Below are 15,051 nucleotides of genomic sequence, written 5' to 3'. Positions count from 1 at the left end.
ATAATACATAGTAGTAAATTTGTTATTTTATAAGGGGTTGTAGACATGAATATAAAACGATCGTTCAAGCTAATGGCCGCTTTTTTGAGTGTTTTATTTGTATTTGCGAACTTATTATTCCCACTTCAAAAGGCATCCGCAGAGGTTATGGATCACACGAAGTATCAGATGGATTGGAGTTATAGTAAGTCAAAGAAAAAACCAATTCGAACAGAGCTTATTAAAACAGCAGATGGAAAAATTGCTTTTTGCTTAAATGTAGATTTGAAATCTCCGAGCGGCCAAGATTTACCTGAAATGGGTAAAGTAGATATTAACGTATACCGTGTACTATTAAACGGGTATCCGCAGAAGAGCCCACAAGAATTAGGTGTTTCCGATTGGAGAGAGGCACATTACGCAACGCAGCTTGCGGTGTGGAATGCGTTAAAACAAATTGATATTAACGATTTAGATTTCCGTAATAAAAATGTAGAAAAAGTAACGAAAGATATAGTTGCAAAAGCAAGTGCTAGTGAGGAACTACAAGAAATTACGATGAGTGTAGTTCCATCAGAAGAACAAGAGGCAGTATTAAAAAATGAGTTTTTTGAAACGGGTTTATACACAGTGCAAACAAATGCAAAAAGTGGAACGTATAAAGTGCAAGCAACAGGTGCACCAGAAGGCGCGAAGTTCGTAAATGAAAAAGGCGAGGGAAAAACAGAATTTAATGTAGGAGAAAAGTTCCGCATTTTAATTCCGAAACAAACACCATCGGGTGGATTTAGCTTTAAAGTATCAGGGAATTTAACGAAACTACAAGGAATTGCACATAAAGGAACACCGACAATTCAAAATGCAGTTGTATTATTGGAGCGTAGTGAAGAGAAAACAAGTCCAGAGTTGGCGGTAAGTTGGAAAAAAGCAAATGGTCATGATAATAAACCAAATAAACCCTATACACCAAATGAACCACATAAACCGAATCAAATTAAAAGATAGTGGAAAAAGCATTGGCGTTTGCCAGTGCTTTTTTGCATGCTTTGGATTTCTTACATCGCCAGCATTAATGTTTTAATCTGTACGGTATAATGAAAACAAGAAATTAGAAAGAGAGATAAAAAATGAAACTTCGTATTTGTGAAATAACGAAAGAAAATCGGTATGAAATTGCTAACTTAAAAGTAACAGAAGAACAGCATAAATTTATTGAAAGTACAGTTGGAACTTGTTTAGTTGATGCTGAAACAAAATATAAAGAAGATGCAGTTTCAGTAGGTCTATATGATGCTGATATACCTATTGGATATGCAATGTATGGCTGGTTTGAGGAAGAAGAAAAGGCTGTATATTTAAATCAATTTGTCATCGATAGTGCATGCCAAGGAAAAGGGTATGCAAAACCATTATTGCGTTTGTTAATGGAGCATTTTACAACAGAATATAATTGCAAAGTTATGTATTTAAGCATACATCCAGAAAACAAACTCGCGCAAAAATTATATGAATCAATTGGGTTCCATTTAACCGGTGAAATTGAGGATGAGTGGTTACACGGAAAAGGATTTATAATGAAACGTATGCTTGATTAATAAAAACCTGTCCGAAAGAATAGTATCTTTCAGACAGGTTTTTATTTTGAAATAGCATTAAACGTTTAAAATATAAACATTACGATTTTTGGATTTTATTCATAAAAATGTAATATTAATCTAATTGAAAAGGCTATCTAACGAGAAAGAAATCATGTACAATTCATTTTGGAAAAACTGTCCATAGATGGATACCTATGAATGAATTGTAAAAAACAATGTTTTTATACACATTTTTCATGTATAGACAACAATACTTGATAAAACCATCTCTCATCATTATTTTGACATGAAAAAGAGAACTCATCACGAAATATAGAGAAAGGTGAGGAGGAACTTTCGCTTTTAAAAATTTGTCACATAAGAAAGAGGATACATTTAAAGTGAACGATGGTAAGAGGTGTAGGGGCGCGAGGTTGAGTTGTATATATTAAATGATTGTATAAAGATAATTTGATTTTACAGTAAATAAATATATCTATGATGGTTTGCATTACAAAAAGAATAGGGGACACAGATTATGTCGAAGAAAAAGAAGAGTAGGGTATTAGTAGCTGGTATATGCATATCTACATTATTATCACCAGTAGCTTTCGAAGCATCAAAAGGATATGCGGCACCTTTGGAAGAGAATAAAGGTGGGAATTTAGAAGAGAATAAATTTGAGCAGAGGGCGTTTCAGTTGCCGGGTAAAGGTAGCGTAGATGAAGAAAATGAACGTTTAAGAGTTACTTGGAAACTTTCTGCTAATGAGCCGACTGGAATTTATGCAGCGCCAAATGAAGAGATTACAATTGACATAAAAGGAACGCAGTCTATTCAAGCTTTCATAGGAACGAGATCTTATGATGAAAAGGATCCAGAAGAGTTTGATTTAAAACCAGGGAAAAACGTTATTTCATCTCCAAGAGGCGGTATTTTATATTTTTACAATATGAATAGCGAAGGTAATGTAACAGCTACAGTTACGAATGGTGGTAGCCACTTCCCTTTGTTTATTTTAGGTAAACATACGAAAAAAGATTGGGATGAAATGTTAAAAAAATATAAGGATCCTTATGCAGTTGAATTAAAAGGTGAGAGAAGCTTAATTACTACTACTTATGATTCTGTGCAGAAATATACGAAGAATACGGATCCAACAGAGCTAATGAAATTACACGATAAGATTATTCGTTTGGAAAACGCAGTGGCAGGATTATCTGAGGACGGTGTTGGGGTTGCGAAATCTCCAACTCATTATGTTCAGTTTGTTGAAAAACGGAAGCCTGCTGAAGGGAACTTTATGTTTGCGACAAATTATCATACAGGATATATCCCGACGGCAATGAATAGAGTTTTAGATTTAGAAGTACTTGAAAAGGATGGCTGGGGACCATGGCATGAAGTTGGACATTTACATCAGCAAGAACCTTGGAAGTGGTCTAAAGTAAGAGAAGTCACAGTAAATATTTACTCATTAGCTGTTCAAAAGGCATTAGGGAATCAATTAGAAATGGATGAGCACTATAAAGAATCATTTGAGTATTTAGAGAGACCTAAAGCAGAAAAGGTCATTGATGAAATCAATCCTCTTACAATGTTTTGGCAATTAAATGTAGTGTATGGAGACCATTTTTATCCTAGGTTACATCAAGCTTATCGTTTGTTGCCTCAGAGTGAAATGCCTAATTCTGATGAAGAGAAAAAGCAACTATTTATTTATATGCCATCAAAAGTGGCTGGGCAAAATTTAATTCCTTTCTTTGAGGAATGGGGATTAACGCCAAATGATGATACTAGAGAGAAGATAGAAAAATTAAATTTACCTAAATTAGAAAAAGAAATATGGAAAGCTACTGATAGTAATGATATTCGTGAGAAGCAAGTTGAACCGTATAAGGTTCCGTATGGTGAACCTGCTAATGAGGTACAAAACCTTTTAGTTGGTACGGATTCTGATGAAAACGAGGCGAGTAAACTCGTTCAAAATTTAGGTGAGAATGTAAAAGTAACAGGTAAGATCATATGGCCTAAATTAGAGAATGGAAAACAGGAAGTGTTAGTAGAAATTGAGGATGAGAAAGGAAATAAAAATTCAATTCCTGTCCAAGTTAATGGAGTTTATGGTGACAGTATAATTTTTCAAGGACTTTCAAATGAAGTAATGTCCACAGTGATGCTTCGTCACAATGAAAAAAAATTAAATGTAAACTTTACTAATAATAAAATACATTACCGTTTTGAAAAAGAAGAATATATGGGCTTAACGCTATATGATCGAAATGGGATTGAAAAGAAAAGTGTATCAGCAGAAGGGCAAGAAAATGGAAAACGATTTGCGCTTGAACTAAATGGATTGGATTTTGAATATGGTGATGTAGTAAAAGTATTCCATGCAGAACCAAGCCGTTTGAAGTGGTACCAAAATAACGCACTTGTAGATCAAGGAAATGCTAAAAATAAAAAAAGGAAAATTATTCCAAATCACTCCGCAAGGGTTTGAATTTAAAGATGGTTTACAAGAAGTAACAGCAGTACCGCAAAAAGTAGTAGTCGGAACAGATGTTGAAAAGTTAGAAGCGAAAAACTTTGTACAAGTAAAAGATGGAGAAGTGAGTGGTTTTGCAGAAAAACCAAATACATCAAAAATCGGTGAACAAAAAGTAAAAGTAGAGACGAAAGATCGTTTTGGAAATAAGCAAGTGACGGAAGTTCCTCTAACAGTAACATATGGAGATAGCTTACTTGTATATGGATTAAGCTATGGTACTGACGATATGAAGTCAATTATAACGTTACATCATGATACGAAAAAATTGAGTGCAACAGATACAAAGAATCTGATTCATGATTACTTTAAAGATGAGAAGTATTTTGAATTCACACTGTACGATAAAGAGGGAACAGAGAAGAAAAATATAGCGGTAAAAGGTTTGGAGAATACGAAAGCTTTTGCCAAGGAAGTAAATGGACTTGCATTTGAGTATGGAGATGTGGTGAAAGTATACCATGCAGAATCTTCTCGTTTACATTGGTACCAAAAAGATTTATATGTGGGAGAAGGAAACAGTAAAGAGATAAAGGAATTAGTCTTCAAAATTACTGAAAATGGATTTGAAAGGTTAGACGGTGAGCAAACAGTAAAAGCAAATCCACAAAAAGTAGTAATTGGAACAGATGTAGAAAAGTTAGAGGCGAAAAACTTTGTTGAAGTAAAAGATGGAGAAGTAGTTGGATTTGTGGAGAAACCAAATACATCAAAAATCGGTGAGCAAAAAGTAAAGGTAGAGACGAAAGATCGTTTTGGAAATAAGAAAGTGACAGAAGTGTCGTTAGAAGTAATTTACGGAGATAGCATTATGTTCTTTGGTACAAGTTATGGCGGAACAAACATTAAATCGGTTGTAACTTTGAACCATGAAGAGAAGAAATTCGGTACAACAGATTCAGAAGGTAAAATGCATACTTCATTTGCGGATGAGAAATATATGGGAATGACTGTATATGATAAAGATGGGAAAGAGAAGAAAGCAGTATCTGTAAAAGCGTCTGAAAATACGAAAGCATTCGCAGAGCAATTTAAGGGAATGTCGTTCGAATATGGCGATATAGTAAAAGTGTATCAAAGAGAGTTTGATAGATTTAAAGTGTATAAAAAGAATGAATTCGTGGATGCACAGTATGGCGTTCATGAAGTGTTCTTTAAAGTTACGGAGCAAGGTTTCGAAAGAATGGAAGCTCAGCAAGGAGTAACAGCAGTACCGCAAAAAGTAGTAATCGGAACAGATGATGCAAAATTAAGTGCAAAAGATTTTGTTCAAGTGAAAGATGGAGAAGTGATTGGTTTTGTAGAGAAACCAAATACAACGAAAATCGGAGAACAAAAAGTAAAGGTAGAAACGAAAGATCGTTTCGGGAATAAGAAAGTAACGGAAGTATCATTAGAAGTAACGTATGGAGATAGCTTGGTATTTAAAGGGCTAAATTATAGTACTGATATTAAATCGATTGTAACTTTGCAACATGATCAGAAAAAATTCAGTACGACAGCTGATTCGAATCCGGTGCACCATTATTTTAAAGAAGAAACGTACTTTGAATTTACATTATTAGATCAAAAAGGAATAGAGAAGAAGAAAGCGATTGTAAAAGGTGTTGAAAACACGAAAGAGTTTGCAAAAGCGATTAACGGCTTAGAATTTGAATACGGTGACGTTGTAAAAGTGTATCATGCAGAATCGGATCGATTTAATTGGTATCAAAATAATAACTTTACTGGTCAAGGTAAGGCGAAAGTAGAAAAAGAATTATTCTTTAAAGTAACAGAAAAAGGTTTTGAAAGAATAGAAGCTCTACAAGAAGTAAAGGCAGTACAGCAAAAAGTAGTAATCGGAACAGATGCTGAAAAGTTAGAAGTGAAAAACTTTGTTGAAGTAAAAGACGGAGAAGTAATTGGATTTGTAGAGAAACCAGACACAATGAAACTCGGTGAGCAAAAAGTAAAAGTAGAGACGAAAGATCGTTTTGGGAATAAGACAATAACAGAAGTACCGATTGAAGTGACGTATGGAGATAGCCTGGTGTATCAAGGTGTGTCCAATGTTACACGTTCTATTGTTACGTTAAATCATGACGAAAAGAAATTACATGCAACATTTACGAATGATGTGATTCATTATCGTTTTGTGAACGAACAGTATTTGGGTTTTGCGATTTATGATCAAAATGGAAATGAGAAAAAGCATATATCAGCAGACGGTCAAGAAACCTCAAAGAATTTTGCAGAACAAGTAAATGGTACTCCATTTGAGTATGGGGATGTTGTAAAAGTGTATCATGCAGAACCGAGTCGTCTGAAATGGTATAAAAAGAATGAGTTAGCAGAACAAGTAGCTTCAGCAGAAGTTACATTTAAAATCACTCAAAGTGGATTAGAGCTAGTAAAGAAAACATTGTAATAAAAAATGCGCGTAGATATTGGATCTACGCGCATTTTTGTATTACTCAGCTTCAGAAACAACTGTGAAGCGTTCGTTTACGTGTTTTGGATTTTCGATTTCATCAAGTGCTGCAACTGCGAAGTCTTCGTAACTTACGTAGCTATCACCTTTTGAGTTAACAAGAAGGTTGTCTTTTCCAGCTGTATAAGAGCCTGTGCGTTTTCCTAATGCAAATAGTGCAGAAGGGCTAATGAATGTCCAAGTAATATCATTTGTTTGATTTAGGATTTCTAAGTTTTTACCTTGGTTTTGAGCTGTTGCAAGATATTCATTTGGGAATCCTGGTGTATCAAATACACGTGTTGTTTTCTCTTCGTCTACAAATAAGCTACCAGCGCCGCCAACAACAAGTAATTTTGTATTAGGTGCACCTTTCATAGCTTCGATAAGTACGTTTCCTGCATCTACGTGAAGGTGTTCTTGTCCGGCTGGAGCACCGAATGCATTTACAACTACATCGAATGCTTGTAGGTCGTTAGATGTAAGAGTGAATACATCTTTCTCTAAAATCTTTACATTTTCTTCTGTAATTCTTGCAGCGCTTCTTACGATTGCAGTTACTTCATGTCCGCGATCTAATGCTTCTTTTAAAATACGACTTCCTGCTTTTCCGCTTGCTCCGATAATTCCAATTTTCATAATGATTCCCTCCAAGTTTCTTTATTAAAGTGTATATCTAAAAATAAATGAATTTAGTGTAATTATGTTTGTTACAACTTGATGTAATTATTATAGTTACAGGTGTGCGTTTTTGTCAATGGTGTTGTTTATGAAATTATTTTTTATTTTAGTATGCGCACCTGATGAAAGTAGATTCAGAAAAGAGCATTGTATTCGCAAGGTTAATCCTAATATTTGGAAGTTATAAATTGTCGAAAAATGTTGATTTTTGAATATTTTTTGAATATAATTCGATTTATGGAGAAAAGGAGGGGTTAATTATATGAGTATTTTAGAACAATTCGTTTCATCAACGAATACAATTCTTTGGTCATATATTCTTATTGCAATGTTAATTGGTTTAGGTCTTTATTTTTCTATTAAATTGAAATTCGTACAAATCACTCATTTAGGGGAAATGGTTCGACTAATGAGTGATGGCTTAACTGGAAAGACGCGTAAAAAAGGTAGTGTATCTTCTTTCCAAGCGTTTTGTATGAGTTCAGCAGCTCGTATTGGTATTGGGAACTTAGCTGGGGTAGCGTTAGCTATTTCAATGGGAGGACCTGGAGCGGTATTTTGGATGTGGGTGATTGCGATTATCGGTGCGTCTTCGAGCTTCGTAGAGAGTACGCTTGCGCAAATTTATAAAGTAAAAGATGGCAGTGGCTTCCGTGGTGGTCCTGCTTATTATATGGAAAAAGGTTTAAATAAACGTTGGATGGGAATTTGGTTCTCTATTCTAATTACAATTACTTACGGATTAATTTTCAACTCCGTACAAGCGAATACAGTGACATTAGCATTTAAAAATGCATTTGGTATTGAGCGTTATGTTGTAGGGATTGTACTTGCGGTATTAGTCGCGGTTATTATTTTTGGTGGTGTAAAAAGTATTGCGCGTATGTCTGAAATGATCGTTCCGCCAATGGCGCTTATTTATATTGCAGTAGCAATTTTCGTCGTTATTAAAAATTATTATTTAATACCGGATATGTTTACAGAAATCTTTAAAGGGGCATTTGGTTTAGATTCAGCTGTAGGTGGCGGTATCGGTGCTGCAATGAAATATGGTATTCAGCGCGGATTATTTGCGAACGAAGCAGGTATGGGGAGTGCGCCAAATGCGGCTGCAACAGCAGATGTAACACATCCAGCGAAACAAGGTTTTATTCAAACAATCGGTGTTTTAGTAGATACGTTCTTAGTATGTACATCAACAGCGTTTATCGTACTATGTTCTGGTGCATATAAAGCAACAAATTTAGAAGGTATTGAATTAACGCAAAATGCATTAAGTTCACAAATTGGCCCATGGGCAAGTAGCTTCTTAGCGATTATCATTTTCTTATTTGCTTTCAGCTCATTACTAGGAAACTATTATTATGGTGAAACGAATATTGAATTTATTAAACGAAGTAAAACTTGGTTAACGATTTATCGTATTGCGGTTGTAGGAATGGTACTATTCGGCTCTGTTGCGACGCTTCAAGTTGTATGGAATATGGCAGACTTATTTATGGGTCTAATGGTAATCACAAACTTAATTGCGATTACACTTCTTGGCCGATTTGCGTATGCTGCGTTGGCGGACTATGTGAAACAAAAGAAACAAGGAAAAGATCCGGTATTCAGTGCAGATTCTATTCCTGGTTTAACGAACACAGAGTGTTGGGATAAGCCGGCGGTAACAGATAAAGAAAAAGCAGTATAATAAAAAGGCGAGCATCGAGATGAATTCGATGCTCGTTTTTTTGTTGTAATTAATGATATTAAGGCTAAAAGATGATTAATATAATTTTTATAAAAAATACGGATGTTATAATTGTTAACATTTTCATGTCATGAAACCTTACATTTCTTGTCGAAAATTCTTGATTGTTAAAAGTTTTTAGAATATAATCTTCTTAGTGTTATGAAGAGGGGGAACGCAATGATGGATTTTTTAACTAGTGTTATTGGGGATATAAATAATGTTCTATGGTCATATATTATTATTGCAATGCTAATTGGACTTGGGCTTTATTTTTCTTTCCGAGTAAAGTTTGTTCAAATACGTTACTTTGGAGAAATGATTCGTTTACTTGGGGATGGAGCGAGTTCAAAAACAAGAAAAGCGCAAAAAGAAAAAAGTGGTGTATCGTCATTCCAAGCATTTTGTATGAGTACAGCTTCTCGTGTAGGTACTGGTAACTTAGCTGGTGTAGCTATCGCAATCTCAGCAGGTGGACCAGGAGCGGTATTTTGGATGTGGTTAATCGCGGTAATTGGGGGTGCTTCTGCATTTGTAGAGAGCACATTAGCGCAAATTTATAAAGTAAAAGATGGGAATGCGTTCCGTGGTGGTCCAGCGTATTATATGGAAAAGGGTTTAAAGAAACGCTGGCTAGGAGTTGTCTTCTCTGTTCTAATAACAGTTAGTTTCGGATTAATTTTCAACGCCGTGCAGTCAAACACAGTAGCGGCGGCTTTTGATGGAGCATTTAACACAGATGGTAAGTTTGTTGGTCTGTTTATGGCTGGTTTACTTGCAATCATTATCTTCGGCGGAGTAAAACGTATTGCACGTGCGGTTGAAATGATTGTTCCAGTAATGGCAATTATATATGTAGCAGTGGCATTATTCGTTGTTGTAACAAACATTACGGCAATTCCATATGTATTTAAAGAAATTTTCTTACATGCTTTCGGAATTAAAGAAGTAGTGGGCGGGGGATTAGGAGCCGCGATTTTACTAGGGGTAAAACGTGGATTATTCTCAAATGAAGCAGGTATGGGTAGTGCGCCAAACGCAGCTGCGACTGCAAACGTAACGCATCCAGTGAAACAAGGTTTCATTCAAACTTTAGGAGTATTTACAGATACATTATTAATTTGTAGTTGTACAGCATTTATCATTTTATTATCAGATGTGCCTGGAGCGGCTGATTTAAACGGAATTCAATTAACGCAACAAGCATTAAGTCAACATATCGGACCGTGGGCTTCTATATTTGTAGCAGTTGCAATCTTCTTGTTTGCATTTAGTTCATTAGTAGGTAACTACTACTATGGTGAAACAAATATTGAGTTTTTAAATGGAAGTAAAGTTTTACTAAATGTTTATCGAATCGCGGTACTTGGTATGGTTATGTTAGGTTCTGTAGCAACAATTCAAATTGTTTGGGACTTAGCAGATTTATTCATGGGTATCATGGCTATTATTAACTTAGTGGCGATTGTATTCCTTTCTAAGTATGCTTTCGCGGCATTATCAGATTACGTAAAACAAAAGAAACAAGGAAAAGATCCAGTCTTTTATGCGGAGTCTATTCCTGGTTTAAACAATACAGAGTGCTGGGACAAGCCAGCAGTAGCAGATAAAGAAAAAGCTGTATAATAAAAAGGAACGAGCATCAGAGAAATTTGATGCTCGTTTTTTTTATGTTGATAAACTAAAGGAAGAGGGAAAATACGAACATTAATGAGTGTTTTATAATAAAATGTATTTTTTTAAGAAAAGTGCGGATGTGAGTTATAATTTGTGTTAGAATGGAAAATGGCTTTGAGACAAGAGAATTTATGGTTTTTCATATCCGATTGAAGGTTTTGGAGGAGAAATGGAAAGTTCGGATTATTCCTTGTTTTGAGTAGTCAGACGTTCAACGTTAATGAAGAGTTAAATGGAGGATTTTATTAATGAAGTTTGTTATGTTTCTTGTAGGACTACTAGTTGTATTCGTACTCGGCTTTCTTATAAGTTCTGATCGTAAGAAGATCAAGTATAAACCAATCGCAATTATGCTTGTTATTCAGCTAGCGTTAACGTATTTCTTATTAAATACGCCAATTGGTTATATTTTAGTAAAAGGAATTTCAGATGGATTTGGAGCACTTCTTGGATATGCGGAATCTGGAATCGTTTTCGTATTTGGTGGTCTTGTTAATAAAGGAGAGGTTTCATTCTTCTTAACAGCTTTATTACCAATCGTATTCTTTGCAGTGTTAATCGGAATTCTGCAACACTTTAAAATTTTACCGATATTTATTCGTGCTATTGGTACTATGCTAAGTAAAGTAAATGGTTTAGGAAAATTAGAATCATATAATGCAGTAGCGGCCGCAATTGTTGGGCAAGCAGAAGTATTTATTACAGTAAAAGATCAATTAAGTAAAATCCCAAAACATCGTTTATATACACTATGTGCATCTTCCATGTCGACAGTATCGATGTCGATCGTTGGTTCTTATATGAAAATGATTGAACCAAAATATGTAGTAACAGCACTTGTATTAAATTTATTTAGTGGTTTCATTATCATTCATATTATTAACCCGTACGATATTACAGAAGAAGAAGATACACTGAAGTTAGAAAATAAGAAAAAACAGTCATTCTTTGAAATGTTAAGCGAATATATTATGCTTGGTTTCACGATTGCGATTACGGTAGCAGCAATGTTACTTGGTTTCGTAGCATTAATTACAGCAATCAATAGCTTGTTTGATTCAGTGTTCGGTATTACATTCCAAGCTATTTTAGGATATATTTTCTCTCCATTAGCATTCGTAATGGGTATCCCGCAAGCAGAAATGGTAACAGCGGGACAAATTATGGCAACAAAATTAGTATCAAACGAGTTTGTTGCGATGCTTGATCTAGGAAAAGTAGCTGGTGATTTATCAGCTCGTACAGTCGGTATTCTTTCTGTATTCCTTGTATCATTCGCGAACTTCTCATCTATCGGAATTATCGCAGGTGCAACGAAAGGGATCGATGAAAACCAATCAAACGTTGTTTCATCATTCGGATTACGACTTGTATACGGTGCGACATTAGTAAGTCTTTTATCCGCAATTATCGTTGGTGTTATGTTATAAAGTGAAACTTTAATCAGTGGGGGGCTTTATCCCCCGCTGATTATTAGCCTTCACCAATCGGGCTTTTACGGGCAGTTAATCACCCACCTAACTTCTTTGTTTTCGCTGAATTTTGAGGTGGGGGTCTTACTGCCCGTTAAAGCGGGGTAAAAAGGGAGGCCATAGCTATGAGCTAGGGCTATTTTTTATGGTGAATTTACATAAAAAACCCAATCGGTTAGGAATATATTAACATATAAAAATCTTTTAAAATTTATATTGCATTTCGATTAGATAACGCTTACAATTTGATTTGTAGGTGGTATCCATTTCAGACGTTAAATACGGTAGAGAAGAAGAGACTACCTGTTATAAATTGCAATTTATGTAAACGCTTACCTATTTTAGAAGACAGTTCAAAATATTTTAGGGGTTCATATTTTTTAACATCAATGGTCAGACGTCATTCGTTATACGACTGATAACTCATGAAAGTGGAGGATTCACATATGAAGTTAGTAATGTTTCTAGTCGGTTTACTTGTAGTATTTGTACTAGGGTTCCTTATAAGTTCAGATCGTAAGAAAATTAAATATAAACCAATTGCAGTTATGCTTGTAATTCAATTGGTACTTGCGTATTTCTTACTAAATACAAAGGTCGGATTTGTATTAGTAAAAGGGATTGCAGATGGATTTGGCGCTATTTTAAAATTTGCGGAAGCAGGGGTTAATTTCGTATTTGGTGGTCTAGCAAATGATGGACAAGCACCATTCTTCTTAACAGTATTATTACCAATTATTTTCTTAGCAGTACTAATTGGAATCTTACAACATATTAAAGTTTTACCGATTATCATTCGTGCAGTCGGTTTTGTATTAAGTAAAATTAACGGTTTAGGAAAACTTGAATCATATAACGCAGTAGCAGCGGCAATTGTCGGCCAAGGTGAAGTATTTATTACAGTAAAAGATCAATTAAGCAAATTACCGAAAAATCGTTTATACACACTTTGTGCATCATCAATGTCAACAGTTTCGATGTCAATCGTTGGTTCTTATATGAAGATGATTGATCCAAAATATGTAGTAACAGCACTTGTACTAAACTTATTTAGTGGATTTATTATCATTCATATTATTAATCCGTATGATGTGAACGAAGAAGATGACATTTTAGAATTACAAGAAGATAAGAAACAAACATTCTTTGAAATGTTAGGCGAGTATATTATGCTTGGTTTCTCTATCGCTGTAACAGTAGCGGCGATGTTAATCGGTTTCGTAGCATTAATTACAGCAATTAACGGTGTGTTCGATTCTATTTTCGGAATCACATTCCAAAGCATTTTAGGATACATCTTCTCACCATTAGCATTCGTAATGGGTATTCCAACATCAGAGATGCTAACAGCAGGACAAATTATGGCGACGAAATTAGTAACAAACGAATTTGTTGCGATGCTTGATCTTGGAAAAGTAGCTGGCGATTTATCAGCTCGTACAGTAGGTATTTTATCAATCTTCCTTGTATCATTTGCGAACTTCTCATCTATCGGAATTATCGCAGGTGCAACGAAGAGTATCGATGGAAAACAAGCAAACGTTGTATCTTCATTCGGATTAAAACTTGTATACGGTGCAACGTTAGTAAGTATATTATCAGCGGTTATCGTTGGGGTTATGCTTTAATAAAAACAAACGAAGTCGTTTATCTCTCGCTTCGGGGGATAAACGACTTTTTGTTTAACTTGCTTTATCCAAGTCCTTCTTAAACCGTGGTTTCTCTAAATAAGTTCCCAGTCTCCACACATATTCCACAGGCCCCATTCGGTATTTCTGTAGCCAATAGGTACTAACGAATAATTGAATCGTATAAATTCCAATGGTTAAAAGAATACCGAAGAAATAGCCAATTTTACCGTATAAGCCAAATCCATATGCGTAAAAAATAGTTGTTGCGATAATAGATTGCGCTAAGTAATTACTAACCGACATTTTTCCCATGTTCGCCATGTATGTTAGTAAACGCGCTACCTTTTTGTAATGGAATAATAAAATAATCGTGCTTCCGTAAAAGAAGGTCATGGTTACTGGTGTAAGACTATCTTGTGACATAATTAAAATCGGATGTTTCACGAATATGGCTAAGGTTTTAATTGTAAAAGAGAAAATCCCAGTGATAAGCCATATTTTTTTGACAGCAGGTATATGTTGATCGACCTCAAATAGCCAGCCCTTTTTCCCCACATACATTCCGAGTAAGAAAAGTGGAGACATAAAAATTATTGCGAAAATTGATATGAAAACTAATCCGAATACACCGTTAATCCCCATATAATCAAAAGGATTTTCAGTCAATCTAAAGTTGACATGATCCATATAGCTTCCAGTCTCATGGACCTTATGTTCCTTTTCAGTATAAGGTGCGAAATCATCATAGGGGTTCGATGTTGATTCCGATTGGTAAGATGTGAGCATAATGAGTGCTAGTAAAATAGATGCCCAAATGAGCAACGTTTTCGGTTTTCGATTGATGAACATCATTAAGAAAATCCCGATAACCCCGTAGGCAAATAAAATATCTCCCTCCCAAACAAAGGTGCCGTGAATGTAGCCTAGTAGTAAAAGAATGATAATACGTCTTATGTATGTGGGGAAGAATTTTTTTCCTTTCGCAATAATACTTTTTTGCAACAAAATAATGCTAAGACCAAATAAAAAAGAGAATAGGGACATGAAGTTGTGGGTGCCGAAAAATTGAATAAACCAATTAGCACCTTCATCAAGTTTTCCAAATATGTAAGTTGGTTTTTCACTGGAAAAGAACCCAAATTGAATTAAGGTCATATTGACAAGTAAAATACCAAACAAAGCGAAACCACGGATTGCATCAACAGCTTCTACACGCTGATTCATTTTTTCTCTCCTCGTAAACGCCTGATTGGTGAGGGCTAATAATCAGTGGGGGATGAACAAAACCCCCACTGATTAAAG

10 protein-coding genes are annotated in these 15,051 nt (G+C 35.1%); 8 read left to right on the top strand and 2 right to left on the bottom strand.

The features are described from left to right. Positions 1–45 precede the first annotated feature (45 nt). The 4 genes from AB3X49_RS09655 to AB3X49_RS23205 all read left to right on the top strand — a co-directional run bounded on the left by AB3X49_RS09655 (position 46) and on the right by AB3X49_RS23205 (position 6,514). Positions 46–984, top strand: a complete 939-nt coding sequence (locus tag AB3X49_RS09655; RefSeq protein ID WP_002129843.1) for a thioester domain-containing protein — start codon at positions 46–48, stop codon at positions 982–984. A 122-nt stretch (positions 985–1,106) separates the two neighbouring features. Next, complete coding sequence (locus tag AB3X49_RS09650) at positions 1,107–1,574, top strand: GNAT family N-acetyltransferase (RefSeq protein ID WP_367961748.1); 468 nt, start codon at positions 1,107–1,109, stop codon at positions 1,572–1,574. A gap of 520 nt (positions 1,575–2,094) precedes the next feature. Beyond that, positions 2,095–4,059, top strand: a complete 1,965-nt coding sequence (locus tag AB3X49_RS23210) for a M60 family metallopeptidase (RefSeq protein WP_483298775.1) — start codon at positions 2,095–2,097, stop codon at positions 4,057–4,059. Further along, complete coding sequence (locus AB3X49_RS23205; RefSeq protein WP_483298774.1) at positions 4,007–6,514, top strand: putative mucin/carbohydrate-binding domain-containing protein; 2,508 nt, start codon at positions 4,007–4,009, stop codon at positions 6,512–6,514. The genes AB3X49_RS23210 and AB3X49_RS23205 overlap by 53 nt, the downstream gene beginning before the upstream one ends. 42 nt (positions 6,515–6,556) lie before the next feature. Here the strand turns inward: AB3X49_RS23205 and AB3X49_RS09640 are convergent, their stop codons facing one another. Continuing rightward, positions 6,557–7,195, bottom strand: coding sequence for an NAD(P)-dependent oxidoreductase (locus AB3X49_RS09640; protein ID WP_044439282.1), 639 nt, complete (start codon positions 7,193–7,195; stop codon positions 6,557–6,559). A 304-nt stretch (positions 7,196–7,499) separates the two neighbouring features. On the opposite strand from AB3X49_RS09640, the gene AB3X49_RS09635 reads away from it, so the two are divergent. From AB3X49_RS09635 to AB3X49_RS09620, 4 genes are all read left to right on the top strand, one after another. Further along, positions 7,500–8,930 carry an alanine/glycine:cation symporter family protein gene (locus tag AB3X49_RS09635; protein ID WP_367961745.1) on the top strand — a complete coding sequence of 477 codons (1,431 nt, stop codon included), beginning with the start codon at positions 7,500–7,502 and terminating at the stop codon, positions 8,928–8,930. 222 nt (positions 8,931–9,152) lie between these two features. Next, positions 9,153–10,595 carry an alanine/glycine:cation symporter family protein gene (locus AB3X49_RS09630; protein WP_033708503.1) on the top strand — a complete coding sequence of 481 codons (1,443 nt, stop codon included), beginning with the start codon at positions 9,153–9,155 and terminating at the stop codon, positions 10,593–10,595. A 299-nt stretch (positions 10,596–10,894) separates the two neighbouring features. Then, positions 10,895–12,076 carry a NupC/NupG family nucleoside CNT transporter gene (locus AB3X49_RS09625; RefSeq protein ID WP_002089478.1) on the top strand — a complete coding sequence of 394 codons (1,182 nt, stop codon included), beginning with the start codon at positions 10,895–10,897 and terminating at the stop codon, positions 12,074–12,076. Between the two features lie 488 nt (positions 12,077–12,564). Next, complete coding sequence (locus AB3X49_RS09620) at positions 12,565–13,746, top strand: NupC/NupG family nucleoside CNT transporter (protein ID WP_002129840.1); 1,182 nt, start codon at positions 12,565–12,567, stop codon at positions 13,744–13,746. Positions 13,747–13,800: 54 nt separating this feature from the next. On the opposite strand, the gene AB3X49_RS09615 is transcribed toward AB3X49_RS09620, so the two are convergent. Beyond that, complete coding sequence (locus tag AB3X49_RS09615) at positions 13,801–14,973, bottom strand: DUF418 domain-containing protein (protein WP_367961742.1); 1,173 nt, start codon at positions 14,971–14,973, stop codon at positions 13,801–13,803. Between the last annotated feature and the right edge of the window lie 78 nt (positions 14,974–15,051).

Origin of the sequence: Bacillus sp. C30 (assembly GCF_040838255.1) — a bacterium.
GTDB lineage: Bacteria > Bacillota > Bacilli > Bacillales > Bacillaceae_G > Bacillus_A > Bacillus_A mycoides.
Note: the sequence above shows the minus strand (reverse complement) of the source record. Positions and strands in the feature narration are given on the sequence as shown.